This is a genomic window from Exiguobacterium alkaliphilum (genome assembly GCF_018138125.1).
Taxonomy (GTDB): Bacteria; Bacillota; Bacilli; order Exiguobacteriales; family Exiguobacteriaceae; genus Exiguobacterium; species Exiguobacterium alkaliphilum.
In genome coordinates, this window is sequence record NZ_CP073101.1 from 2,675,711 (window position 1) to 2,701,115 (window position 25,405).

26 protein-coding genes, 2 tRNA genes and 1 other annotated feature are annotated in these 25,405 nt (G+C 51.9%); of the genes, 13 read left to right on the top strand and 15 right to left on the bottom strand.

The features are described 5' to 3' along the window. The 5 genes from KB235_RS13835 to KB235_RS13855 all read right to left on the bottom strand — a co-directional run bounded on the left by KB235_RS13835 (nt 1) and on the right by KB235_RS13855 (nt 6,317). Nucleotides 1-1,461, bottom strand: coding sequence for an MDR family MFS transporter (locus tag KB235_RS13835; RefSeq protein ID WP_211779929.1), 1,461 nt, complete (start codon nt 1,459-1,461; stop codon nt 1-3). A gap of 174 nt (nt 1,462-1,635) precedes the next feature. Next, on the bottom strand, nt 1,636-2,931 hold the full coding sequence (locus KB235_RS13840) for an ABC transporter substrate-binding protein (protein WP_051622701.1): 1,296 nt from the start codon (nt 2,929-2,931) through the stop codon (nt 1,636-1,638). Nucleotides 2,932-3,112: 181 nt separating this feature from the next. Then, nucleotides 3,113-4,093, bottom strand: a complete 981-nt coding sequence (gene asnA, locus KB235_RS13845) for an aspartate--ammonia ligase (RefSeq protein ID WP_034815813.1) — start codon at nt 4,091-4,093, stop codon at nt 3,113-3,115. 67 nt (nt 4,094-4,160) lie between these two features. Further along, nucleotides 4,161-4,402 (bottom strand) — a binding site (T-box leader). Between the two features lie 107 nt (nt 4,403-4,509). After that, nucleotides 4,510-5,415 (bottom strand): carbohydrate ABC transporter permease, encoded by a 906-nt coding sequence (locus KB235_RS13850; protein WP_235193458.1) that lies wholly within the window; start codon nt 5,413-5,415, stop codon nt 4,510-4,512. Then, a complete protein-coding gene (locus tag KB235_RS13855) occupies nt 5,412-6,317 on the bottom strand; it encodes a carbohydrate ABC transporter permease (RefSeq protein WP_211779930.1) in 906 nt (301 codons plus the stop codon). Before KB235_RS13855 ends, KB235_RS13850 begins: the two co-directional genes overlap by 4 nt. 244 nt (nt 6,318-6,561) lie before the next feature. Between KB235_RS13855 and KB235_RS13860 the strand changes: the two genes are divergently transcribed. From KB235_RS13860 to KB235_RS13870, 3 genes are all read left to right on the top strand, one after another. After that, nucleotides 6,562-8,247 (top strand): formate--tetrahydrofolate ligase, encoded by a 1,686-nt coding sequence (locus KB235_RS13860; RefSeq protein ID WP_211779931.1) that lies wholly within the window; start codon nt 6,562-6,564, stop codon nt 8,245-8,247. A 19-nt stretch (nt 8,248-8,266) separates the two neighbouring features. Continuing rightward, on the top strand, nt 8,267-9,196 hold the full coding sequence (locus tag KB235_RS13865) for an alpha/beta fold hydrolase (RefSeq protein ID WP_246514240.1): 930 nt from the start codon (nt 8,267-8,269) through the stop codon (nt 9,194-9,196). A 167-nt stretch (nt 9,197-9,363) separates the two neighbouring features. Next, a complete protein-coding gene (locus KB235_RS13870) occupies nt 9,364-11,925 on the top strand; it encodes an SH3 domain-containing protein (protein ID WP_211779933.1) in 2,562 nt (853 codons plus the stop codon). 41 nt (nt 11,926-11,966) lie between these two features. On the opposite strand, the gene KB235_RS13875 is transcribed toward KB235_RS13870, so the two are convergent. Genes KB235_RS13875 through KB235_RS13885 form a run of 3 tightly spaced genes read right to left on the bottom strand, consistent with a single transcriptional unit; the run spans nt 11,967 to nt 13,293 of the window. After that, on the bottom strand, nt 11,967-12,380 hold the full coding sequence (locus tag KB235_RS13875) for a hypothetical protein (protein ID WP_034808598.1): 414 nt from the start codon (nt 12,378-12,380) through the stop codon (nt 11,967-11,969). Next, nucleotides 12,377-12,931: a hypothetical protein gene (locus KB235_RS13880; protein WP_034808600.1), complete on the bottom strand. Its 555-nt coding sequence runs from the start codon at nt 12,929-12,931 to the stop codon at nt 12,377-12,379. The genes KB235_RS13875 and KB235_RS13880 overlap by 4 nt, the downstream gene beginning before the upstream one ends. Nucleotides 12,932-12,933: 2 nt before the next feature. Further along, complete coding sequence (locus KB235_RS13885; protein WP_034815819.1) at nt 12,934-13,293, bottom strand: hypothetical protein; 360 nt, start codon at nt 13,291-13,293, stop codon at nt 12,934-12,936. A gap of 129 nt (nt 13,294-13,422) precedes the next feature. On the opposite strand from KB235_RS13885, the gene KB235_RS13890 reads away from it, so the two are divergent. The 4 genes from KB235_RS13890 to KB235_RS13905 all read left to right on the top strand — a co-directional run bounded on the left by KB235_RS13890 (nt 13,423) and on the right by KB235_RS13905 (nt 15,150). Further along, nucleotides 13,423-13,496: transfer RNA gene (locus KB235_RS13890), tRNA-Gly, on the top strand. Between the two features lie 18 nt (nt 13,497-13,514). Continuing rightward, a tRNA-Gly gene (locus tag KB235_RS13895) sits at nt 13,515-13,588 on the top strand. Nucleotides 13,589-13,753: 165 nt separating this feature from the next. Continuing rightward, nucleotides 13,754-14,554 (top strand): MBL fold metallo-hydrolase, encoded by an 801-nt coding sequence (locus KB235_RS13900; RefSeq protein WP_034808606.1) that lies wholly within the window; start codon nt 13,754-13,756, stop codon nt 14,552-14,554. A gap of 389 nt (nt 14,555-14,943) precedes the next feature. Further along, complete coding sequence (locus KB235_RS13905; protein ID WP_016508383.1) at nt 14,944-15,150, top strand: DUF3006 domain-containing protein; 207 nt, start codon at nt 14,944-14,946, stop codon at nt 15,148-15,150. Between the two features lie 39 nt (nt 15,151-15,189). Here the strand turns inward: KB235_RS13905 and KB235_RS13910 are convergent, their stop codons facing one another. Then, on the bottom strand, nt 15,190-15,708 hold the full coding sequence (locus tag KB235_RS13910) for a TlpA family protein disulfide reductase (RefSeq protein ID WP_235193460.1): 519 nt from the start codon (nt 15,706-15,708) through the stop codon (nt 15,190-15,192). Between the two features lie 108 nt (nt 15,709-15,816). Here KB235_RS13910 and KB235_RS13915 point away from each other — a divergent pair, with 108 nt between their 5' ends. Then, nucleotides 15,817-16,674 (top strand): aldose 1-epimerase family protein, encoded by an 858-nt coding sequence (locus KB235_RS13915; protein WP_211779934.1) that lies wholly within the window; start codon nt 15,817-15,819, stop codon nt 16,672-16,674. 33 nt (nt 16,675-16,707) lie between these two features. Here the strand turns inward: KB235_RS13915 and KB235_RS13920 are convergent, their stop codons facing one another. The 3 genes from KB235_RS13920 to KB235_RS13930 form a co-directional block, all read right to left on the bottom strand. Beyond that, nucleotides 16,708-16,926, bottom strand: a complete 219-nt coding sequence (locus KB235_RS13920; protein WP_034806882.1) for a PspC domain-containing protein — start codon at nt 16,924-16,926, stop codon at nt 16,708-16,710. Nucleotides 16,927-16,944: 18 nt separating this feature from the next. After that, nucleotides 16,945-17,649: an SDR family oxidoreductase gene (locus tag KB235_RS13925; protein WP_034806883.1), complete on the bottom strand. Its 705-nt coding sequence runs from the start codon at nt 17,647-17,649 to the stop codon at nt 16,945-16,947. A gap of 79 nt (nt 17,650-17,728) precedes the next feature. Further along, complete coding sequence (locus KB235_RS13930; protein WP_211779935.1) at nt 17,729-18,964, bottom strand: LCP family protein; 1,236 nt, start codon at nt 18,962-18,964, stop codon at nt 17,729-17,731. Nucleotides 18,965-19,158: 194 nt separating this feature from the next. Between KB235_RS13930 and KB235_RS13935 the strand changes: the two genes are divergently transcribed. Further along, the gene (locus KB235_RS13935) at nt 19,159-20,073 is read left to right on the top strand and encodes a hypothetical protein (protein WP_211779936.1); all 915 of its coding nucleotides are present in this window, start codon (nt 19,159-19,161) and stop codon (nt 20,071-20,073) included. A gap of 197 nt (nt 20,074-20,270) precedes the next feature. On the opposite strand, the gene KB235_RS13940 is transcribed toward KB235_RS13935, so the two are convergent. Continuing rightward, a complete protein-coding gene (locus KB235_RS13940) occupies nt 20,271-20,492 on the bottom strand; it encodes a hypothetical protein (protein ID WP_246514243.1) in 222 nt (73 codons plus the stop codon). A 501-nt stretch (nt 20,493-20,993) separates the two neighbouring features. Here KB235_RS13940 and KB235_RS13945 point away from each other — a divergent pair. Further along, the gene (locus KB235_RS13945) at nt 20,994-21,665 is read left to right on the top strand and encodes a hypothetical protein (RefSeq protein ID WP_211779937.1); all 672 of its coding nucleotides are present in this window, start codon (nt 20,994-20,996) and stop codon (nt 21,663-21,665) included. Between the two features lie 60 nt (nt 21,666-21,725). Here KB235_RS13945 and KB235_RS13950 read toward each other — a convergent pair whose 3' ends face one another. Continuing rightward, the gene (locus KB235_RS13950) at nt 21,726-22,097 is read right to left on the bottom strand and encodes a hypothetical protein (protein ID WP_034806892.1); all 372 of its coding nucleotides are present in this window, start codon (nt 22,095-22,097) and stop codon (nt 21,726-21,728) included. 103 nt (nt 22,098-22,200) lie between these two features. Between KB235_RS13950 and KB235_RS13955 the strand changes: the two genes are divergently transcribed. Further along, nucleotides 22,201-22,614: a VOC family protein gene (locus KB235_RS13955; RefSeq protein ID WP_034814411.1), complete on the top strand. Its 414-nt coding sequence runs from the start codon at nt 22,201-22,203 to the stop codon at nt 22,612-22,614. A gap of 9 nt (nt 22,615-22,623) precedes the next feature. On the opposite strand, the gene KB235_RS13960 is transcribed toward KB235_RS13955, so the two are convergent. Then, nucleotides 22,624-23,673: an NAD(P)/FAD-dependent oxidoreductase gene (locus KB235_RS13960; RefSeq protein ID WP_034806896.1), complete on the bottom strand. Its 1,050-nt coding sequence runs from the start codon at nt 23,671-23,673 to the stop codon at nt 22,624-22,626. A 191-nt stretch (nt 23,674-23,864) separates the two neighbouring features. On the opposite strand from KB235_RS13960, the gene KB235_RS13965 reads away from it, so the two are divergent. Both KB235_RS13965 and KB235_RS13970 read left to right on the top strand, forming a co-directional pair. Beyond that, nucleotides 23,865-24,701 (top strand): ABC transporter ATP-binding protein, encoded by an 837-nt coding sequence (locus KB235_RS13965; RefSeq protein WP_034806898.1) that lies wholly within the window; start codon nt 23,865-23,867, stop codon nt 24,699-24,701. Nucleotides 24,702-24,837: 136 nt separating this feature from the next. Then, nucleotides 24,838-25,392 (top strand): methyltransferase family protein, encoded by a 555-nt coding sequence (locus tag KB235_RS13970; RefSeq protein WP_034806900.1) that lies wholly within the window; start codon nt 24,838-24,840, stop codon nt 25,390-25,392. The last annotated feature ends 13 nt before the right edge of the window (nt 25,393-25,405 follow it).

Genomic DNA, 25,405 nt, shown 5'->3' on the forward strand with positions numbered 1-25,405 from the left:
TTAGTTGTCGCGTGAAGGCTCGGGTGGGTGCACCGGCAAACGAAGCGCGATGAGAAGCGCGATGAACGCGGCAAGCGCGGCCCCGGCAAAGACGGTGTTCAAGCCATCTGCAATCAACTGCTCACCTTGCAGACGGACACCCGTCTCAAGCGCCGTGCTCGCGGCCCGGTTAAAGAACGATTCGAGCGAGACGCCACGTAGCGCCTCTTCCGTCCGAAACCCGCTCAAGACGATGAAGTTAAAGACGGCCCCGAACACGGCGACGCCAAGCGTTTGACCGACCGTGCTCAAAAATGAGTTCGCGGCGGTCGCCGTTCCACGCTCCCGATATGAGACGACCGTCTGCAAGACGACGATAAACATCGGTTGCGATAATCCGAAACCGACGCCAATTAAGGCGACGGCGAGATAGACGAACACGTCGGGACTCGCTTGCGTGAGGCTCGTCAGAAGAATCGTACCGAAAAGCAACAGGCTCATCCCCGATACGGCGCGGCGTCTCGGGGAAGCCGCACCGAGCGTCCGGCCGCCGATAATCGAGGTGACCGTCCACGACACGGAGAGCGGCATGAGCATGAACCCTGCCTCTGTCGCCGTCTTCCCGAGGACCGCCTGTGCCCAAATTGGAATATATGCCGACATCGACACGAGCACCCACGCCGCAAAGAAGACGGCCCCGTTAATCGACGCGATTACCGGATGCTTTAACAGCGCGAACGGGAATAGCGGTGTTTTGGCACGACGTTCGGACACGTAAAAGCTGGCGAGCAACAACAGACTCGCCACCCCACTGATGACGACCGGAGACGTCCAAACGTTCGTCTCGCTGAACGTGATGAGGGCATACAGGAATGCTGACGTCCCTCCCGCAAACAACAGGGCACCTTTGACATCAATCCGCTCCGTCGTCTCGCTCACATTTTCTTTATAGAAGGCGACAATCATCAAGAACGAGAAGAGCGCAAACGGAACGTTCAGTAAAAAGACGTAACGCCAAGACAATGTCTCGACCAAAAAACCACCAATTACAGGACCCAACACACCGGAGACCCCCCAGACGGCACTCAAGATTCCTTGAATCTTCCCGCGCTCCTCGTATTTATACAAGTCCCCGATAATCGTCATCGAGATCGGCAGCACCGCACCGGCGCCAAGCCCTTGTAGCGCCCTGAAAATGATCAGTTGTTCCATCGACCCGGCAAGCCCACAGAGAAGCGAGGCGACCGTGAACAACCCGATTCCGAATAAGAGTACGCGTTTACGTCCGAACAAGTCAGCCACTTTCCCGTAAATCGGGGTCGAGACCGCCGTGAACAACAAATACGAGGCGAACACCCAACTGACGAGCGCGGCGCCGTTCAACTCGCTCGCGATGACCGGTGTCGCGACGGACACGACCGTCCCTTCAATCGCGGCTAAAAAGGTCGCAAGCAGTAAGGCGACCGTGACATTCTTTCTCATCCCATTCATCTCCCCAACAAAATAGTGGCGTCGGTCAGTCCCGAACGCCACCTCAACTGTCTATTATTTTGTCTGAGCGACGCTTGTTTGACAAGAGAGAATACTTAAGCAAGAGAATGATTTCAGTTTATCCAAACAAAACAGGCGCGAAGGGGTCATTTCGCGCCCGTGTCTTCATTTCGTCTTATCGAGCCAGACTTTCGTGAAGTCTTGCAACATCTCGTCTCCGGTCTTTTGACCGCCGACGTACGCCTGCATCAACGCACCGTACTCATTGACGGCACCGTCTGGATATTTGAACCAGTTCCACGAGATGGTCTTGCCTTCGTTCGAGTAGGCGAGAATATCATCGGCGAGCGGGCCGAGGTCGTTCGCTTCAATTGACTTAAACGCCGGGATGAATTTGAACTTGTTGACCATATAGTCTTGTCCCGTCTCAGATGTCGCCATCCACTCGAGGAAATCCTTCGCTTCTTCTTTATATTGTGAGTTCTTGTTGACGACCCAGTTGTTCGGGACGCCGACCGGCAGACGGTCCATCTTCTCTTTGTCATCATTGATTGGAATCGGCACGAAGCCCATCTCGATGTCCGGATTCACGTCGAGAATCATCTGTTGGGCCCAGTTCCCTTGCTGGAGCATCGCCGTCTCGCCTTGAGCGAACTGCGTGACTTGCGTGTTGTAATCTGTCGTGAGCGGGTTCTTGTTCCCGTATTTGATTGTGAGGTCGAACAGTTTCAAGAACTGTTGGAACTGCTCGTTGTCTTCGAATTTCGCTTTATTGTCGTTCAACGCCTGAATAAAGGCATCTGGGTCGTCTTGCTGCGCCACCGGGATATTCAATAGATGGATACCGAGAATCCAAAACTCAGCGTACCCGACCGAAAATGGCGTGATGCCCGCTTGATCGAGTTTTTCCGCCGCCTCCGTCAACTCGGACAACGTCTTCGGCAATTCGTTGATTCCGGCCTTTTTGAACAGCTCTTTGTTATAGATGAAGCCATATCCTTCTAGGTTCATCGGCATGCCATACAACTTGCCGTCCATCGTCATCGGCTCTTTGGCGACGTCGCTCAAGTCGCCGACCCACTTCTCATCCGAGAGGTCTTCGAGTTTGTCTTGCCACGTCTTCGCTTCTGTGAAACCGCCGTTGTTGAAAATGTCCGGCTCATTGCCCGAAGCAAATTGTGATTTCAACGCCGCACCGTAATCGGCACCGCCTCCGACCGTTTGCACCGTCACTTTGACGCCTGTTTCTTCTTCGTATTCTTTCGCCATCGCCTCGAGGTCTTTCGCGATTTCAGCTTTGAATTGGAACACGTTCAACGTCACTTCTTTTTTCTCGCCTTCGTTCGCGTTCGCATCGTTCGACCCTTCGTTCTCAGTGAGCGAACCGCCTCCACACGCTGCAAGCGTCATCACCATGCCCGCCGTCATGACGGCCGTGGACAGTCTCCATGTTCGTTTCATCCTGATTCCTCCTTTGACAGTTGATGGGTTCACGCAATCCCATCGGTACATCCTTAATGTAAATGAAAACGCTTCCATTATGTAGGTGTAAAAATTGACGTGTAGGGTGGAAAATGTTGCACAGAAAACCAGGACTTCCATAAATGAAAGTCCTGGTGACGAGTTTCTTCTATATTATTAATTACAGCAAGCTGATGCCGGCTTCCTCACATGCGGCCACGACTTCACTCGGCCAAACCGATGATTGGACTTCACCGATGTGACGGGCCCGGAGGAGATACATCGCGACACGCGACTGTCCGATTCCGCCGCCGATTGTAAGTGGCAGACGTCCTTCAAGAACAGCCTGGTGGAATGGGTACTTCCGCTTCTCTTCAGCGCCTGCGATTTCAAGTTGCTTCGCAAGGGCCGCTTCATCGACACGAATACCCATCGACGACAATTCAAACGCAGACTCGAGTTCAGGGTGCCAGACGAGGATGTCGCCGTTGAGCGACCAGTCGTCATAGTCTGCCGCTCGACCGTCATGCTTCTCACCTGAAAGGAGGGCGCCTCCGATTTGTGAGATGAACACTGCACCGTATTCTTTACAAATCGCGCTTTCCCGATCTTTTGATGAGAGCGTCGGATAGGCGTCTTCGAGTTCTTGGCTCGTGATGAAATGGATCGCCTCAGGAAGAATCGCTTTGATGTCATACTTCGCCTCGACCGTCTTTTCCGTCTCTAGAAGAGCCGCATAAATCGATTCGACCGTCGCCTTCAAGTAATCCGTCGTCCGCTCTTCACGGGTGATGACGCGTTCCCAGTCCCACTGATCAACATATAGCGAGTGCGTCGCATCGAGTTCCTCGTCGCGACGAATCGCACGCATCTGTGTGTAGAGCCCTTCCCCGGCAGCGAACCCGTAACGCCCGAGCGCCTCGCGTTTCCATTTTGCGAGTGACTGGACGATCTCGAGCTCATGTCCCGGGTACTGTGTGTCGAATTGGATGATGCGTTCCACACCGTTCAAATGATCGTTCACACCGCTCGCCGACGTGACGAACAACGGGGCTTGGACTTGCGTGAGACCGAGCGCCGTGCTGAACTTCTCTTCGAACGTTGCCTTTACCGTCGTGATCGCCTGTTGCTTTTCCTTCATCATGCTTGTTGCTGTTGTCATTTTGTCTTCCTCCAATTGTGGGATATTTAGGACGGAGCAATAGAAAAAAGCCCTCCAATCCCATGGACTATGGGACGGAAGGCTTCAAGCTCCGCGGTGCCACCCAAATTAGTAGACGAATCTACTCACTTTTTCGAGACGAACATCTCGTAGTTCCGATAACGGGGAACGGTCCGGCTACGTCTACTTGCAAAGCGTTCGGGTAGCGACTCCAGGAGGTTCTTCGACAGAGATTTCAGACCGGGCTCTCACCGCCCCCGGCTCGCTTTGCTTACGTCTTCTGTGTACTCGTCCTTTCAATGTCGTTCACAATTGAATTGACCCTATTATTATCAATATTCAGACGAATGTCAACAGTCTTTTTCAAAAAAAATTCTCCCCCGTGTAGCGGACGGGGGGAAATCCCTTGGGAAGGGTTATTTGATCGAGCCGCTCGTAATCCCTTTGATAATATGCTTTTGCATACCGAAGAAAAAGACGAGAAGCGGAACGATCCCAAGGACTAATCCAGCGAGTGCCAAATCCCATTGTTTCGTATATTGTCCGAAGAAATAGAACGTCGCGAGCGGAATCGTGCGCAGCTCGATGTCTCGGAGGACAAGTGAAGGTAAGAGAAAATCGTTCCAAATCCATAGGCTATTCAAGATGACGATCGTCACCGTGATCGGTTTTAATAGCGGGAAGACGATGCGCCAAAACACACCCCACGTCGAGCAGCCGTCGATAATCGCGGCTTCTTCAATTTCCTCGGGAATCGATTTCATAAAGCCGTGATATAAGAATACCGAAATGCCGGAACCAAAGCCGAGATACATAATCATCAAGCCCCAATGGCTGTTCAACAACCCGAGAATGCTCGACACCTTGACGAGCGGAATCATGATTGACTGGAACGGGATGACCATCGCTGCGACGAACAAGAAGAAGATGACCGTCGAAATCCAATGTTTCGTCCGCACGAGCTTCCACGCCGCCATCGACGTGAAGATGACGATGAAGAGATTCGCCCCCGCCGTGATGAAGAGCGAGTTAAAGAAGACGCGCCCATAGTTCATGGCTTCCCACGCTTCTGTATAGTTCGATCCGAGCCAAACGTTCGGCAATGCCGACGTATTTGTATAAATCTCCGCAATCGATTTGAATGAATTGACGATCACATAATAGAACGGCACGAGATAAAGCAGACCGAGTAAGATGGCAACCAGTTCAACTAGACCGAGACTCGCCGTATAGCCTCCGGTACGGAGCGGTTTTTGGGGCAACAGCCGCCTCGGGGTTTGATCAAGTTTTGACTCCATCTGTTCAATTTTTTCCGTCGTCATGCTTCCACCTCCCGCTTCTTCGTCAAGTAGACTTGGGTGACCGTAATCGCTGCGACGACAAGGAAGAAGATGACCGCCTTGGCCGACCCGAGTCCGTAATTATTGTTCACGAACGATTCCGTGTAAATGTTCAAAGCGAGCATCTCGGTCGATTTGAACGGTCCGCCGTTCGTGAGCGACAAGTTCGTATCGAACACTTTGAACGACCAGGAAATCGTCAAGAACAAACAAATCGTGATGGACGGCATAATCATCGGCAGGGTGATATGACGTAACATCTTCAACCGATTGGCCCCATCGATTTTGGCTGCTTCGAGAAGGTCCGTCGGCACGTTTTGGAGTGCCGCGATGTAGATGACCATGACATAGCCGCCGCCTTGCCAAATCGCGACGATGACGATTCCCCAAAACGCCGTCTGGGCATCCCCCAACCACGGCAGTTCGAACAAGCGCCACCCGGTGAGTGAGCCAATCGACTCAAACCCTTTAACGTAGATGAACTGCCAGATGAACCCGAGGATGAGTCCGCCAATCAAGTTCGGCATGAAAAAGACCGTCCGCAGCAGATTGCGCGTCTTTATGTTCAACGTCAGCAACAATGCGAGCGAAAACCCGACGACGTTCGTCAATAAAACGGCGACGAGTGTATATTTCGTTGTGATCCAAAACGACGCCCGAAACTGTTCATCTTCAAACAATAGACGCTCATAGTTGTCGAGTCCGATGAAGTTCAACTGTCCGGTCACCCCGTTCCAATCCGTGAAACTGTAATAGATTCCGTTAAAGAACGGGATGAGAACGATGGCCACGAACGCCAAAAATGCTGGGCCGACGAAGCCGATAAAACTGACCAACTTCTTCCAATTTCGTCTTCGCTTCGTTCGTTTCGTTTTATCTGTCATGTTGATCGCCTCCACTATCAATTTACATGGATACCAACGTTATGAAAACGGATACATTTGACGGAATGGGTGGAATATATTGAACTTACCGGATGAATTTCAAGCAGCGATACTGTATGATATACACAATGACAATACGAACGAGACCGTTCAAATAAGCGAAACAGATTCATTTACGGATCGATTCACGAATGAAACGATTACTTTATTAACAAAACGTTCGAAAGTGGAGGGAATTTTGTATATGACGACCATCAAGCCATTGACCGACCTGACGATTGCCCAACAAGCCGAGATGCTCCCAATCAAACAGATTGCAGAAAAGCTGGGATTGAAAGAAGACGACCTCGATTTGTATGGCAAATACAAAGCAAAATTATCGTTCGATTTGCTCGACGACGTGAAGACGCGGACGGATGGGAAACTCGTTCTCGTCACGGCGATTAACCCAACACCAGCCGGCGAAGGGAAATCGACCGTCACCGTCGGACTCGGACAAGCGCTCAATCGTCTTGATAAGCAAGCAATCGTCTGTCTCAGGGAGCCCTCGCTCGGCCCGACGATGGGCTTAAAGGGCGGTGCGGCCGGCGGTGGCTTCAGCCAAGTATTGCCGATGGAAGATATCAACCTTCACTTCACTGGTGACATGCACGCCATCACGGCGGCACATAATACGATTAGCGCGATGCTCGATAATCACTTACATCAAGGGAACGACCTCGGGATCGACGTCCGAAATATCGTCTGGAAACGCGTCCTCGATTTGAATGACCGAGCACTTCGTAACGTGACAATCGGACTCGGTGGTTCCGCTCACGGCGTCCCGCGGGAAGACGGGTTCGATATCACTGTCGCCTCAGAAATCATGGCAATCCTTTGCCTTGCCGACTCGCTCAGCGACTTAGAAGCTCGCATCAAGCGCATCGTCGTCGCCTACGACCGTGACAACGAACCGGTCACGGCCGAACAACTCGGCGCTGCCGGTGCGGCGACGCTGCTTTTAAAAGAGGCGTTTAAACCGAACTTGGTCCAGACGCTCGAACAGACGCCGGCCCTCGTGCACGGTGGACCGTTCGCGAACATCGCCCACGGATGTAACTCCCTCATCGCCACGAAGACCGCATTAAAGCTTGGGGAGTACGTCGTCACGGAGGCGGGATTCGGGGCTGACCTCGGTGCCGAAAAGTTTTGCCACATCAAATCACGCATCGGCGAATTGAGCCCGGATGCCGTCGTCCTCGTGGCGACCGTCCGCGCACTCAAGATGCATGGCGGGGTCGCGAAAGACGCGCTTCACGTCGAACATGTCGAAGCTGTCAAACGTGGGCTGCAGCTACTCGCGAAACATGTCGAGACGATGGCGAAACTCGGCCTCCCGGTCGTCGTCGCCCTTAACCGCTTCAACTCCGATACGGAAGAAGAGCTCGCAGCGGTCCTCGACTGGTGCCGCTCGCAACAAATCCGCGTCGCGCTCAGTGAAGTGTGGGCACACGGTGGACAAGGCGGTGAAGCACTCGCCGAGGCCGTCATTGCAGCGGTCGAGTCGAACGAGGCGGCCCTGACTCCGCTCTATGAGCTGACCGCATCAATCGAAGACAAAATCACGACCATCGCTCGGGAAGTGTACGGTGCATCGGACGTGACGTTCACGGCGAAGGCCCGTAAACAGATGGCCCACATCCAAGCGAACGGATGGGCCGATTTACCAATCTGTATGGCGAAGACGCCGTTCTCGCTCTCGGACGACCCGACAAAAGTCGGCTATCAAGCAGGCTTCACTGTCACCGTCCGTGAATTGAAACCGTCCGTCGGCGCCGGCTTCCTCGTCGCGTTGACAGGTAACGTCTTGACGATGCCAGGGCTCCCAAAACAACCGGCCGCACTCAACATGGGAATCGATGCGACCGGTAACGCGATCGGACTATTTTGAATACTTCGGAGGGATGAGCTTGAACGTTACAGTGCATACGTATGCAGACGGATATCGGACGAACATCTTTACTGTGAGAGCGACGAACGCCGTCGCCGACTGCTTTTTGTTCCACGGCATGTTAGAACATCATGAACGCTATCACGAATTCGCTAGCCACTTGGCGGAAAATGGTTTTAATGTATATGTTTGTGATTTACGTGGTGCAGGTGCGCTCGCGAAAGAACAAGGGAGCTACGCGCATTTGCTTCCAAATGAAGGGTTTCAGCAGATGGTCACGGATGCGATGCACGTCATCGAACAGTACGGGAACGGCCTGCCGATTTTCGTGCTCGGACATAGCTTCGGGTCCCTCTTGTCGCGGCGGCTCGGCCAGGTGATGGGCCATCGACTCGCAGGCGTGGTCGCCATCTCCCCTCCGCCTGGGTCCGGGGTCATCGGTCGAATCGGCCGGTTCGCCATCGATGCGGCCATCCGTCGAAAAGGGAGCGATTATCCGTCGCGCCTGTTCGAGCGTCTACTGTTCGGTCGCTATAATCTGAAGTTCTTACCCGCAAAAACGGAAAGCGATTGGATCTCAAGTGACCCGGAAGAAGTGACGTCGTACCGGAACGACCCGCACTGCGGCGGACTGCCGACACTCGGGTACTTATATGAGGTGGCAAGCGCCTCGCTCGACGTCACCTCGCTCCCACGAATCCACGAACATCCGAAGACGCTACCGCTCCTGTTCGTCGTTGGGGCGGACGATCCGGTCGTCCATGACGGGGAAGGCTTGAAAGGAATGGTAAGGAACTATCAGATAGCCGACATCGAAGTGACCGTCCTATCTTATGACGGGGCGCGCCACGAAGTGTTACGAGAGACGAACCGGACCGAGGTATGGAACGATATCACGGCTTGGCTACTACAGACGACTTCTATCCCACTTGAAAAAACCTCCATTTAATAGGAGGTTTTTTCTTTTTGTAAAATTCATACATACGTATTCTAAATCATTTACCTTTTTTGAAATTTTTCATCTTCTTTCCATTTTTTCTGTACGCTATACTTAGACCGCACACTAAAAAACTACCAGTTATGTATAGATTCACATGGATTGAAAGGGGTAACACATTGAAACCAACGATGACAAGACTCAGCGTGGCCGTCCTCGTCTCGAGCACTGTGCTCAGCACGATCGGCCCGATGCAGTCATACGCAGCAACATACGAAGGCACGGTAAACACCTCTATTTTGAATGTACGGTCTTCGACGTCGACCACTTCAACAATCGTCGGCAAGTTGACGCAAGGAACGACGGTCCATGTCTATTCGACGAGCAACAATTGGGCCGAAATCGATTTCCAAGGCCAAAAACGGTACGTGTCGTCTTCTTACTTGACGCTCAAGCCGACCGTTGCGAAAACGAGTACGACCCAAACGTATACAGCCAACGAGAACGTCAACATGCGCTCGGCAATGACGACGACCGCTCCAATCGTCACGACGATTCCAAAAGGCGCGACCGTCACCTACGTGTCGACACATGGCGCGACGGGCTCATGGTTCAAAGTGACATACGGCGGGAAAACAGGTTACGTGGCACAACGTTACTTCACACTCTCAGGAGGTGGAACGGTGACTCCTCAAGCAAACGCCACGCATACGACTGTCAACAACACGTCGATGCATAGTTCGATGATATCAACGGCACCTGTTCTGGTCACGATTCCAAAAGGCGCAAGCGTGACACACGTCTCGACGCACGGGGCGACCGGATCTTGGGCGAAAGTGACGTACGCAGGGAAAACCGGCTATGTGGCCATGCGCAACCTGCAAGCCATCGTCACGTCAGCACCAACGACGCTCTACGTTAAGACGGCGACGAGCGTGTTCAGCTCGACATCGACGACAGGGCAATCTCTCGGTACGTTAGCAGTCGGATCGAGTGTACGACTTGTCTCGACACACGGAGCGACCGGGTCTTGGGCAAAAGTGACGGCCGGGGCATTGACAGGCTATGTCCCGATGCGTAACTTGTCTGAAACGGTAGTCGCCGCACCGGTGACACCTTACTACGCGCAACGGGCCGCGACGATGTATTCGTCTATGTCAACATCACGGACCGTTGTTCAATCGATTCCAGTAGGCGCGAAAGTCGATCACCTTTCTACTCATGGGGCGACAGGGTCATGGTATATGATTCGTTACGCCAATAAAACAGGATACGTGGCGGCTCGTGATTTTTCACTAACTGCCCCGTCCACTTCAACCGAACAATACGGACCAGAGCGTGAAGTCCAAGTCGTCTCAAACAATACACCTTTAAACGTACGTCCGACCCCATCGACTAACAACACAGCCATCGGAACGCTCGCACACGGAACGATCGTCAACGTGAAGCCTGTCTTGAATACAGAATGGGGAATCTTGACGAGCGGTAGTTTTGTCGGAGGCTACATTCATTTAAGCTATACAGCACCCGTCTCGACGACACCGCCAACTACCGGCATTCAACGGGTCGTATCTCATACGCCTTATCCAATCTCTGTGCGTGCCATGGCGGAACGTCAAGTCGCTCAGTTTGGTCAAACAGATGCGCACCGTAGCGCCCCAGCTTATTTACCGCGTGCCTGGGTAAGTGTGAGCGGAAATACCGGTACCATCGTAAATAATCAACTTCGCGTCATCTCTGGAGTGGGGACGGCACTTAAAATGTCGGCCTCTTCTACTGCAGTCACAATCGCGACGATACCTAACGGGACGAACATCGAGTATGTGGATCGGCAAGTTGTCGGCACAGCTGTTTGGTATCGCGTCAAATATGGCTCTATGACTGGTTTTGTTACACCAAGTTCGGTCGTTGGTGCAGCTAACATCCTTAGTCAACCGAGTTTGACATCACACGCATACGGTCAAATTAATCCTGGCGAGACTGTTACCATCACTGGTCAGACAGGCACTTACTATACGGTTTCCTACCGCCGCCCTGCAGGACATAATATCCGAATATTTGATAATGTGTGGCGTCGAGCCTCTGTGACAGATCTCGAACCGTTTGTAAACCCGAATAACTTCGACCAAAATTCCCAAGCGTTCTATCAGTTCCTTGATTTATCAAAGAGCGCCGGGACGACTGCAGCGACATTAAATAGAGTGCTCACAAATAGCGGCACACTAACGAACCAAGGGCAAGCATTCATTAACGCTGCAAATCAATATAGCATTAACGAAATTTATTTACTGGCACACGCCGTCCATGAGACAGGTCACGGAAAATCCTTACTCGCTCAAGGGGTGCCGGTCGATAAAGATGGGAACGCCTTAATCAACTCAAGCGGGACTCGAATCCACCCAGATCGCGAAGTCGCTGCAACCGTCTACAATATGTACGGAATCCAAGCCGTAGATAGCAGTCCGCTCGCCACAGGAGCTAAATTCGCCTTCGATCAGAAATGGTTCACTCCTGAAGCCGCCATCGTCGGTGGAGCTTATTGGATTGGCGCGAGTTATATCAATCACCCGACGCATAAACAAAATACGCTTTATAAAATGCGCTTCAATCCTGCCAACCCGGGCGTGCACCAATATGCGACCGATATCGGTTGGGCGACAAAACAGACGACGCGCATTTATCAGACGTACCAAACACTTGACTCTTATACACTTCACTTCGACGTACCAAAGTTCCAATAACAAACAAGAGACACGAGCCAAACTTGGCATCGTGTCTCTTTTCATGTCCATTCAATCGAATCGATGATCGCTTCAATCTCTAATTTTTCATCCGTCCGTTTATCGGCGACGTACGTCAAGAACAAGAGACGTTTTCCGTCGGTGAGCGACCAGACGTCGAGATGCATCCCGTCCTCAATCCCACTCGCATAAGCGGTCGTCATGCCTGCCGACTGATCGGTCACACTCGGCGCGACTTTCACATCAATCGGAAATTCTCCTAAGAACGTGTTCAGCTCTTGGAGCGCCGCATCCTCCGGGCGCTGTTCAGCCTCCGCCTCATAGATGGACATCTGTAACGTCCCTTGCGCGTCAGGCTCAACCGAGTAAAAACTGACGTGATCTTCTTCTTCGTTATATTCAAAGTGTTCTGGATACGCCAAACGAATCCAGCCATCGATTTCATATTCTTTCATGCAGTCTTCTCCTTCGTCTTTTTAAATGCTAAGCCGGTCACCATCTTGGCTTGGAGCGCATATTTTAATCGCTCCGTCACGTACAGGCGTTGGCTGTTTACGTCTTGGGCAATCATATGCCCAAATAAATTCATGCGAACGGTTTGATGCGAGAGAAAATAAAGGCGTTCGGAACTAAGGGGACGGTATTCTCCAGAGTCCTCCAAATGCTCGATTTCAAAACGTCTCAACACGTTGAGGGCACAATATTCGTCGGATCGCCCCGTCGTCGTATGCAACTCGACACGGACGAGCTGGACGTCATATGGACATAGGTTCATAAAGATTGGCGCGATTCGTTCATGAATCAAGAGTACGCCCATATCGCTCTCAATCAAATCAGGCAGCGTCCCTTTGTCTTGCGAGATGCTCAAGACGACGTATGGACGTTCTGTCGGTGCGAGCAATTCCCCTTTAAAGAAGCGGAATCGTTGTATGCCGGTCAATACACGGGCCCGCCAAGCATTTCCGCGCGCCTCCGCTTCAATCCGATACAGCCTCTCTCCACTCACGACTACTCCCCCTTCAATTGTTTGAGCGCCTCGACGAATCGGTCCCACTCCTGATTGTCACAGACGACCTTACTTTCAATTCCCCATTCTTCCTCAATCTTCAAACGTACCTCGTTCGACTCGACGTGACGTTGAAGCGAGGCAGCGCCAAACCGAATCGAGGTCGGTTCAATCGTGAGTTGCTCGAACGGCCGGCTGACCCACTTGACACGCTCCGTCCGTAAAATGACCGACCAGTCCCGGTCGTGCCGAAACGAAAACGTCCAATCTCGGAGGTTGATCGTCCGCTCGGTTTCTTTCGCTTGTTTCATCATCCGAAACCCTTCGCTCATCAACTGCAAATACGACTTCCGTTCGCTCATGACCGCTCACTCCCCTCTTCTATTATCTTAGCAAGATAACGTACCGCGCCACAACCAATGTTTTTTCAAAAAAAGGTTTGCAAACTCAAATTCCTATGCTATTATATTTATCGTAACGTTAAACGTTTCGCGGGTGTAGTTTAATGGTAAAACCTCAGCCTTCCAAGCTGATGACGAGAGTTCGATTCTCTTCACCCGCTCCATTTTAATTAAATCAATTTGCGGGTGTAGTTTAATGGTAAAACCTCAGCCTTCCAAGCTGATGACGAGAGTTCGATTCTCTTCACCCGCTCCAACTATCGACATATACGCGAGAATCGACTCGCACACATAACCCGCATGGTGCACATCATGCAACGAGCAGGAAGTCTTCGGACTTCCTGCTTTTTGTTTACCACGATAACGCATACGTCGCTTGAATTCGGGAAAAGGTAGATAGATTCAAGAGGAGGGATGCGCCGTGATTCAAGTTCGCTTACAATCGTTCACCGTATATGAAAGTGCGCTCATGCGTACGACATCGACATTGATTCATACGGAGGAAAGCCTCATTTTAGTTGACCCGAACTGGCTACCGGAAGAAGTCGCCATGATTCGCCGAGACATCGAGCTGACTCGCGACGGGAAAAAGCTATACGTCATCTATACGCACCATCATTACGACCATTTGATTGGTGCCTATGCATTTCCGGATGCAACCGTCATCGCCTCACGGGCGTTCGTCGAGACGAACTCGGACGAACAGCTTCAAGAAATCCAATCGTTTTATGAACAAAACTATATCGACCGACCGATTCAAAAGCCAAACGTCGACCTCATCATCGCCGAAGACGGTACGCTCGAGCTCGGTGCGACGCCAATCACGTTCTATTTGACGCCAGGTCACGACTCGACGCATCTGTCGCTCGTCGTCGAACCGCTGAAACTTCTCATCTGTGGAGACTACGGATCGAATATCGAGCCGCCGTTTATCGAACACGACGCCGAAGCGTACGTCAATTCGTTGCAGACGTTACAGACCGCCGTGTACGAGCATGAAATCCGCTGGCTCGTCCCGGGCCATGGCGACGTCTGCGACGACCGAAGCAAGATGATTGAACGACTGAGCGCTGCCGAGGAATATATTTTAGCGTTGCCCGAAGAGCGCGTATGGTCCCCACTTTGGCCAAGACACGCCTTCTTCGATCGTGTCCACGAACGGAACCGTAAACATGTCGAACAAAAGATGCAAGAACGCGAAGCCCGCCGACAAGATTATTAACAAAAAAATCGCAACGTCTCCCCAAGACGTTGCGATCCCCCCTATGTAGAACTATTTCTTTGTGACGCGTTCTGAACGGACCGTGAACATACGGTCAATCCCAAAAACCGTCGCGCCTGCGAGTGCAAGCATCCCTATCATGGCTGTTGAAAACATTGACCATACCCCCATTGTTCACAAATTCGTCATAATCACCCCGTGGTTTTATTATAGAAGAAACTTTTCTAAAAAGAAAGCGTTTTCTTCAAACTTTCTTCACATTTCCCTGAATTCGTCCATTCTACGCTTTTGTGCAGACCGATGCAAATATGTGTAGGTTTTGTGGAATGTGGGAATACACTCTATAAGAATAAAAGAGACAGAAAGCTGTTCGTTGAGGAGGAAGAGGCATGATCAAGTATGGCACGTTGGTGCGAGTCGAAGGGAAATATGCCGTGTTACGTTGGAATAACGGCTCGAGCTTTATCCCTAGACGATTCTTGCCATCAGAAGCACGAGTTGGCGATACCATCATCCGAGACAATCACCACTATTATCTCGAAGAAGACATGACACCGAATTTTGACGCATTGATTAAACAACATTATAAAAAGTAACAAAAGCAGACCGGCCCGTCCCAGTCTGCTTTTGTCTGTTCAGTTCGTCTGGTCGTGCAACCAATCGAAGTCGACGGGACCGACTTGTTTCGCCGTCACGACACCGTCCGGGCCAATCACATACGTCGTCGGGAGCGCGACGACGCGATACGTCTTCTCGACAGTACCCGCTTCATCCAACAGGACCGGGAAACTGACGGGCACTTCTTTTAGAAACGCTTCAACGTCGGCTTGGCCGCGTCGTTCGTTTTTTGTGACGTTGATTCCGAGGACCGGGATCCCGGTCTCTTCACCGAACGTAATGAGTTCCGGCAGTTCCTCACGACACGGCGGGCACCACGTCGCCCAAAAGTTTAAGACGACCTGCTCGCCGACATAGTCAGAGAGCGAGACGGTTGCCCCGTCGACCGTGCCGAGCGTAAAGTCAGGCGCGCGTTGGCCAATCTCGAGCCCCCCTAGAACAGACGTGTCACCGTTGATGCTCATCGGTTCGGGCTGTTGACTCGCCTGATATTCGCCATACCCTTTATACGCCAGGCCGCCTATTAGCGCCAGCATAATCAGTCCTATGAATAGTTTATGAATTCTCATCATTTACCCCTTGTCGTCTTTGCGATGCATTCTCTACACTTAACTTATCATATCCATACAAAAGGAGCACACCACATGATATCTCTCCAAAATAAAAACGTACGCGTCACGCTGAAAGCACACGGCGCCGAGATGACGAGCTGGCAAGTAGACGGGACCGAACTTCTCTGGCAAGGCGACCCGACCTACTGGGGACGCCAAGCCCCAATCCTCTTCCCGTTCGTCGGCCGCTTGCTTGACGACTGCTACCGCTACGACGGATCGACTTACACGATGAGTCAACACGGGTTCGCGCGCGATGCACACTTCGATTTGATTGATTCATCTGATACGCACGCCCTCTTTGAACTACGAGACTCTGCCGAGACGCGGAACCATTATCCGTTCACCTTCACGCTTCAAATCGCATACCGTTTGATTGGTCAAGAGCTCTCCATCACCTATCGCGTTCATAACCCCGGCGACGCCATTCTCCCGTTTAGCATCGGCGGTCATCCCGCGTTCAACATCCCGTTCGCGGGTGGAACGTTCGAAGATTATACGATCGATTTCGGGACGTCGCGGACGCTCGACCGTCTCCTGCTCGAAGGGCCGTATTTGACCGGGGCATATCAACCGCTCGGGGATCGGCGCTACATTCCCCTCAACCACCAATTGTTCGACCAGGACGCCTTGATTTTCGAGAATGTCGATTATGCGGCACTACGTCACGAGCCTTCAGGCAGCGCCATCGTCATGGAATGCCCGGCGTTCACCCATTTCGGCATTTGGTCGCCACCGAAGTCAGATGCGCCATTCGTCTGCCTTGAGCCTTGGTTCGGGCACGCTGACTATACCGGTCACCGGAAAGACATCCGTCAGAAAGAGGACATGCAGCTCTTGCCTCCACGTGAGACGTTCGAGGGCACTTACACGCTCTATCTCGAGACATGAAAACAGGCTGACCGCGACGGGTCAGCCTGTTGGTTAATAACGGCTCTCTTGCTCCGCCTCATACTCTGAAGGCGGTTTTTTCATGACGATGGCCAAGACGATATAGATGAGGATCCCCGGTCCGCCGAACAGCGCCAGCGCAACGAAGATGATACGCATGAGTGTCACATCGACACCGAGATATTTCCCTAAGCCGGAACAGACCCCGGCAATCATTTGATCAGACGGGTCTTTATATAGTTTACGTTCCATCAAATCACATTCCTCCCTTTATCGTTGTGGCCGACGAAGCGTCGTCCGTCCTGCCGTCGCAGCCTCGCCGCGACTATCAAAGTCAAGCGCCTCATTGATTGGGGTACTGCCGGACATGATTTCAATTCGGCGGCCATACAAACCGCGATTGTCGAGCGAGGCAGCAATCACTGTGGCGACATCCGTCTCAGAAATCGTCGCACCGTTCGGGTCGTTCAAGTCTTCAGACGCTTCAATCGAGCCTTTACCGGCTCCATCGACAATGGTCACTGGGCAAATGATCGTATAGTTTAAACCGCTATGTTCGATATACTCATCGGCTGCGTTGTTGGCTGACAAAAAGTTAAACAATTCTTTCGGGGCGGCGTCCGGTTGATCGGCACCGTATGCGCTGAGCAAGACGACGTGACGGACACGCTCTTTCTTCGCTGCGTCGATCGCTTTCATGGCGACGCTTCGATCGAGCAGTTCGATTTCCTTACTCGACCCGTCGGCACCAGCCGTCGCGGCGATGATGACCGCGTCTTGTCCGGACGTCGCTTCGTGAATCTTCTTGTCGAGTTCTTTCTCGACATCGACAGTCAGCACGCGCGCACCCATCTTCTCGTACTCTGCTTGCAGTTCAGGATAACGAATTAAAGCGGTCACTTGGTGAGTTTTCGCCAAACTTTTCAAGACGCGTTTTCCGATCTTGCCGGTTGCTCCAATGACTAAGACTTTCATTCAAATTTCCCTCCTCAAAAGAGTAGTTCATTTGATTAAAATTCCTCTTTCGCCATGGAATCAAACCCGTTTCGCAAAATTATCTGACAGTTCCCCATAACGTTAAGTCGAGCGCGTCCCGAATCGCTTGTACACTGGCCTCGTTCGGCTGATAGTAGTAGACGTTATTGATATAGGCATCCTGCCCTTCGACTTGCATCTTGTTGACGTCCGGACGAAGGAGCATCGTCAAGCCGACGGATGCCATCTGGAGCGGGTTCATCTCGAGCCCCATCTCGTCTTTCATAAAGCGGTACGTCGCAGGAATCTTCGTCCATCCCGATGGACTCGCCAGCTTGTCGGCCACGGCCGTCATCACTTCCGTTTGGCGACTCGACCTCGCCCCGTCCGTATCGGATTTCCGGTGGCGTGCATAGGCGAGAGCCATGTCGCCATCCATCGAGTAGGAGACGCCTTCCGTGTACTCATACGTTTGGTTAAACCCTTTCTCGCTGAACGAATGGGTCGCCGTCACATTGACGCCACCGACCGTGTCAATCAACTCCATGAACGTCTCGAACGTGATGACGATTTGCCCGTCGACGGACGCCTCGGTCAACCCTTCGACCGCTCCGAGCGTACACGTCGCGCCACCATAGGCGAAGGCATGGGTAATCTTATCCCCTTCACGGTCCGGTTCACACGGGATTACCGTATACGTATCGCGTGGAATCGAGACGTTTTGCACCGTCCGCGAACGGGGGACGAATTCAATCAGTTGAAGCGAATCCGTCCGAGAACCCGAGAGCGATTCACCGACCCGGGCGTCGCTCCCCATGACGAGGAACGTGAACGGATTCGTCGCCATATAGCCGACAATTACCGTAACGAGCAATAAGAGAAGAGCCGCCTTCCCTTTCCAACCGCGGCGCTTCCGCTTTTCTTTCGGTGGCTGTTCCCGCGGCGGCGGTGTGTCCCGTCTCGGTTCACGGCGTTTCGCTTCAGCCGAGTGCGCTTTTTGGTCCCGGGCTCCCCGTTTGCGTTTCGAGCCTTTCCCGAGAGGCAACCGCCATTTCGGTTTCGGCGTCCGCACCGTCTTCTTTCGATCACGCCCTTGTTGATTTTTGCCTTGCTGGCTCTGATTCGGCGAGTGTCGTTCGTCTTGTGTCAAGAACGGATGCTCTGACTCCTCGGTTCGGTTTTCCGACTCTACGGGCGAATCTTCGCCTTGGTCATGACTGTCATTATCTTTATGTTGTCGCTCAGCTTCAGCCTGTTCAAGCTCAAGCTCTCGCTTCCGTCGTTCGACGCGAGACAAACGTTGCTCTTCATTCATAGTGGATACCTCTACCTTTAGATTTTCTTCTATTATTGCGGACAAATCCGCTTCTGACAACGGGTGTCGGAAAAATCCGTCTTAAGCATGAGGCCGGAGGATTGTTTCAAATGAAAACCGGGAAAGGAATATTAATTGGTGTCTGCCCATTTCAGGCAGACGGTTCGACGTCCTCTTGAAAGGAGGGAGAGCAAATGCGCATCGGGAAGCTTCGAATGTTGTTAGAGCAGTACGGTGAGGCCACGTTGCGAGACATCATCGTTGAGATGTATCGCCATACCCCAAAGCACGTGATTGAAGAGAAAGATGTTGACTTCATGCTCAGTCAATTCACACGCTATAAAGAGCAAAAGTCATCTGAGGAGCGTCATTCGCTCTCACAAACCATTATTCTCGCCGAACGTTTTGTCGAGCTCGCTTACGATCATTTATATGTGCTGCCGAATCAAGTCATGACCGAGCGTGATCAAAAGAACTGGTACATTCACGCGAAGAAAATCATTCGGGATTTGACATACTATGCCGAAGAAGACGCCGATGCCCGGACGATGTACGAAGAAATGTTCTTCCTCCTCTCGTCTTCCGCGGGTGAAGAGCCACTGTTCACGACGAGCGACCCGTTCCGTCTCCTGAAACTCTCCCAAACCGACATGTTGACCCAACTCATTTACTACTACCGCCTTGATGCACCGAATGCCGAAGTGTGGATTGATCGATCGCTTTACACCGCACTCCACGTTGCGAAAGACGTCGATTCGTCCCGCGTCGATTTGCTGTCGACGCTACTCGCCCATCCGTTCACCTCTACAGAATGGTCGACGTTCCACCACCGCGTCGTCACCCTTTGCGACCGTATGTTGGCGAAAGCGGCTGACGACGAACACGCACTTGAAGACTATCAAGCCCTGAAAATGCTCGAGCTCGAGCTGCTCGTCGAGCGCGGTCACTTGTCGGAAGCAGAGCAAAAACTATTCGCCGAATATATCCCCTTCTTTTCACATCGTTCCGAACCGTTCAAAGTGTATATCGACTTGCTTGAAAGTCGCGGTCATCTCGATGAGACGAAGCGATTGCGGCGACTCGCCAAAGAGAAACGAATCCCGTTTTAGGGGTTCTTTTTTCATGCAACAAAAAAGGGGGCCGTCGACGTGAATCGACGGACCCGAATAACATGATATGAACGAGGGGTGTTCATCTGAAAAGGAGGAACGAAGTTGGTGCAGAACCTCTTTCCTACGTCTTTAGTATAAAAGAAAAATGGAAACGCTTACGCTCCACATATTGCATTTTTGTGAACGTTTTCACGTTATTCGATCGCGTTGATGATCCCGAGCCCGATGACGGACAGTAAGATGATCAAGATGAAGAGAAACACCATCTCATTCGGCGAGCGAAACCCCTCGTATAGTTCGACGTCGTTCTCGATAATGACGTTCTCATGAACGACGACCGGTTCTGTTTCCGCAGATGACGCGAGTGGCGCGAACACCAAGCTAACTATGACGAAATAAGCAAATACGTATCTCATTGCACACCTCTTCACGGATTCATATCCATAGTATAGCACGCCTCATAGCGAGAACGATGTAGATGGTTCTAAAGACAAATCTCACAGTTTCTTATGTTACCCATCATTTTACAATCGTGACGCTTGAAACAAAAAGTCAATTCATCCCCCATTCGGTCCTTTTGACTCATATCGATGTAGTGAAAATGAATCACCTACGTGTCTTCCCACGTTCAATTATTCATTATTTTTACATTATTACTTTTATATGATAGCGCTTACAATTTAAGTGTACTATACATCGAACAAGAAAGTAGGAGAGCACTTGAATTCGGAAATCATGTATTGTGAGTGGCCTAACTTATCGGCAAGGACTCGGTTTAGCGTCAAGGCGATGTACGCTCCCGGTCACGGTCCCGACTTTTTCAGCACCCCACCCCAGCATCACGTCTACGTCGCGTTAGACGGGAAACGCCGATTGCGGCACTAGCGACCGAGCGCCTCGATGACGGCACAGACCGTGTGATCCGCATCCGCCACGAAGCGTATCGAAATCGGTCCGTCTTTCAAGGGTTGTTGAGTCGCCTCCTTAATCAACTGAGTAAAGAAACCACGCACGAGACGATGGTCTTATTGCAAGTCGTCCAAGACGAAGATCAAGATAAGCTAAACTTGTTCACTTCACATGGATTCGAGGCTTATCATACATCATTTAACTACGTTCTCCCGCTCATCCCATATGAAAAAGCCTCGTTCAGCGATTGGAAATTGTCAGTCGTTGACCCGAGTAACTATGCGACGTGGTTACGTCATCGAAACGAGCACGCGCTCGTCCTGTCAGATGTCTTTCCGTTGACAGAAGAGCGGTTGCGACGTTTTCTCGCACGAAACCACTATTGCTACACGCTACATCGAGCGGGCAAAGCCGTCGGAATCTTCCGAGCCCATTACAACCAAGACTATGTCAAGATTCATGAGATTCATCTCTTTGGGTCGGACGAGGTCGCACAAGATGCCATTCCGTTCCTGCAACGGGTATTTTGTCACCAGTTAAAACCTTCGATGCGTCTCCGTTTGACCGTCACATCGCTTCAACCCGAGTTACACTATGCTATCCTCAAACAGGAGATGGCGTCCAGGCAGTCGGCCTTTTATACGATGACGAACATCCTCCCTGCGCGCGCGACTCGATAAAATAAAAAAATGCCGGCCTCCGTTCTTTTCAATCGAAAAGAAACTGTTGACGGGCATTTTTCATTCCGCGGCAGTCGTCGATTCCATGGCCAACGGCGGCATCTCTTCAAACAAAGCGGTCCTCTGGCCGACGTCACGAGGGTCGAGCGCCTCGATGCGGTCGAATTGAATCTCCCGCTCGGCGACACTGAACCAATACGTGATGTGCGGCTCATCCGTGAAACGGAGGGCGTAGTTCGATCCGTTCAAATGAAAATCCACTTCCGTCGAAAGAATTTCGGCCGGGCCAATCTTTTTATGAGTCGTCAGTCGTTCGAGCACGACCTGTTCTTCATTAATGCGGTAATCGACGAATGTTGCAAGTGAGAGTCCAAACATAAATGATACTAGCGCGAATGCACTAATCAAGCCAAGGGTGATTTTCCCGTTCATTTCGCCGTCCCTCCCTCTTTTAGTATATCGGATTATCCGAAAACGTTGTGAAGTGACAATTTGTTCAACTTTCGGCACACTAGACGGAGAAGGAGGAATAACTATGCAAATTGACCACACCGGGATTGCCGTCCGTGATTTAGACGAGGCGATCACGTTTTACACGACCGTCCTCCAAGGCGAGCTCGTTGACCGCTATACGAATACGGCCGTCGGCGTCGAGACGGAGATTGCCGTGATTCACGTCGGGGAAGATGTGATCGAGTTATTGTTGCCAACGAGTCCGACGAGTCCGATTGCCCGCTTTATGAAGGCACGGGGGAAAGGCGTTCACCATATCGCTTATCGAGTCGACGACTTGGAGCAATCGATCGACGCGCTCAAACGAGACGGCATCACGTTTCTAGAGGACACGTTACGGACGACAGCAAAAGGTCGGCGCCTCATTTATATGGACCCGCGCCATTCAGGCGGTATCATCGTCGAACTATGCGACTATCCAAAAATCAAGCAGTGAGGGATTCCCTCACTGCTTGATGATTGTTTGTTCGATGATGGCCCGATTCTTCGCCTTTAAACGCTCGTTATGGGAAGACACCATCGCCGCTTTCGTCGCTTCGGGATCAATGAACGTCTTCGCGCTGTTAACGGCGTTCGCCGCGTCTTGGAATGCTCCGGCGATCAAATGAACCTTTCCGTCATGCGTCAAAATATCTCCTGCCGCATACAGCCCTGGTACAGACGATTCGCTCCGCGCGTTGCCTGACACGTAGAAGCCATCCTTCATGTCGACATGAAGCTCGCTGTCCCCTAACAACGTCGCATCCTGTTCATAGCCGTGGTTGATCACGACTTCGTCCACTTCCACGTGTTCTTTATCCCCAGTGACGCAGTTCAGGAGCTCCACCGCATGAATCATCTGCCCGTCCCGTGAGATCAAGTCGTTGATGCGAGTCGACAGACGACAGTCGACGCGCCCGCAGCGCAACTTCTCCACTTGCGACTCATGTCCCTTCAACGCCTCTTTCCGATACGTCAAAATGACGCGTTCAGCGATCGGCTCCAGCTCATTCGCCCAATCGATGGCGCTGTTCCCACCCCCAGAGATGAGAACGGTCTTTCCTTTGAAACGCATGAGCGATTTCACTGTGTAATGAAGGTTTGACACTTCGAAGCGCTCGGCCCCACTGATTTCAATCTTTTGTGGCTGGAGGATCCCGCTTCCGGTTGCGACGATGACCGTCTTCGAGACGTGACGGCCATGCGTGCCGTCTAGAATGAAGTGACCGTCATGGTCTTTCGTCATCGCCTCTACTTTTTCTCCTAAGACGACGGTCGGATCGAACGTGAGCCCTTGCTCGACGAGCTGGTCAATCAACTTCGCCCCAGTCGTCGGTGTCACACCCCCAACATCCCAAATCATCTTTTCCGGATAGACATGAATCTTGCCCCCGAGGTGTGGTTGAAATTCAATCAGCTTCGTCTTCATCCCACGAAGGCCACTGTAAAACGCGGCGTATAGTCCCGCTGGCCCACCACCGATAATCGTCACATCGAATACGTCTTGTCCCTTCATCCCACTCAACCATCCTTCCACCTGTCCACGCTGTCATTGATTATCATTCTCATTCACTATACCGCGTATCGTACGGAAGCACAATCCGTTTTCTCTCTAAATGAAGATTGACATAAACTGAAGCGCTTGCTATAGTGAGTACGACATTGAGAATTATTATCACATTTGACGCCCCCGAGAGGAGAATTTGCATGTCACGCATACATACAACAGACATCGAGGTCGGTTACGGCGACAAGACAATCGTCAAACAGCTCAGTTTAACGATTCCAGACCGTCAAATCACGACGATTATCGGACCGAACGGTTGCGGTAAGTCGACGTTGTTGAAGGCGATGACGCGAATCCTCTCTCCTTCGAACGGGTCGGTCCATTTAGACGGCGCCGATATCGCCAAGTGCAAGACGAAAGAGATCGCCAAAAAGATGGCAATCTTGCCGCAGACCCCCGAAGGTGCAAGCGGGTTGACGGTCGGTGAACTCGTCGCGTATGGCCGCTTCCCGTACCAGTCCGGATTCGGCCGATTGACGAAACGCGACCACGAAGTCATCGATTGGGCGCTCGACGTCACCGGTACGCTCGACTATAAAGACCGGAGCGTCGACGCCTTATCTGGCGGCCAACGCCAGCGGGTATGGATTGCGATGGCGCTCGCGCAGGAGACGGATTTGATTTTCTTGGACGAACCGACGACGTATCTCGACTTGGCCCATCAACTTGAAGTGCTCGAACTGCTCGAGACGTTGAACCGCGAGCAAGGCCGTACGATTGTCATGGTCCTCCACGATTTGAATCAAGCCGCTCGGTTCGCTGACCATATCGTGGCGATGAAAGATGGCGAAGTGCTCGCGACGGGTTCTGCCGAGGAAGTCATCTGTCCGCTCGTCTTGCGCCAAGTGTTCCACATCGATGCCATCATCGGTCGCGACCCACGTACGGAGAAGCCGATGTGCCTGACGTACCATTTAATCAAAGAAGAAGCTCCTGTCGAGACTGCGGCACCACGTCCCGACTTGCTTCACGCTTGATTCCCTGCCTGTCCTCAGGCAGGGTCTTTTTGATCGGGTAGCGAACAAGTCGAAGAGAGCATACCCAACCCGCCCTTACGGTTTTTGGACAAACAGCCACGGGTATGAGTGAGAAGAGAGTGAAGGAGGAGTTGCTATGGATTGGCTCGACGGAATATTCGTCGTCACCTCGATAGCCTGGCTTTATGAGCTATGGCGTTACCGCAATCGTGACGACACGAAGGATGGACGGAGCGAACATATGAGTTTTTACGTCGTCTCGGCCGTCATGGTGATCGTGTTCGCAAGTTCGCTCGGTTACTCGATCTTGACGGATGCCCGTCAAAGCGTCCCTTTGCGCTTAATCGGACTTGCATGTTACATAGCTGGTGTCGGCCTCCGGTATTGGGGGATCACCCATTTACGACATCAGTTCACGCGCCATGTCGTCGTCCGGCCCACGGATGAGATTGTCAGCACAGGCCCGTACCGGTTTTTGCGGCATCCGCTCTATACAGGACTATTGTTCATCACGTTCGGGTTCGCGCTTACCTTCAGTTTCGTCTGGTTCGCAGTACTCGGAACGATTGCGATGGGAGCAGCGCTATTATGGCGCATTCATATCGAAGAGAAGATGTTGACCGCACATTTCGGCGATGCTTACGCCGTATGGTCGAAGTCCCGGAAACGTCTGCTTCCGTTCATCTATTAAAAAGACGCGGCCT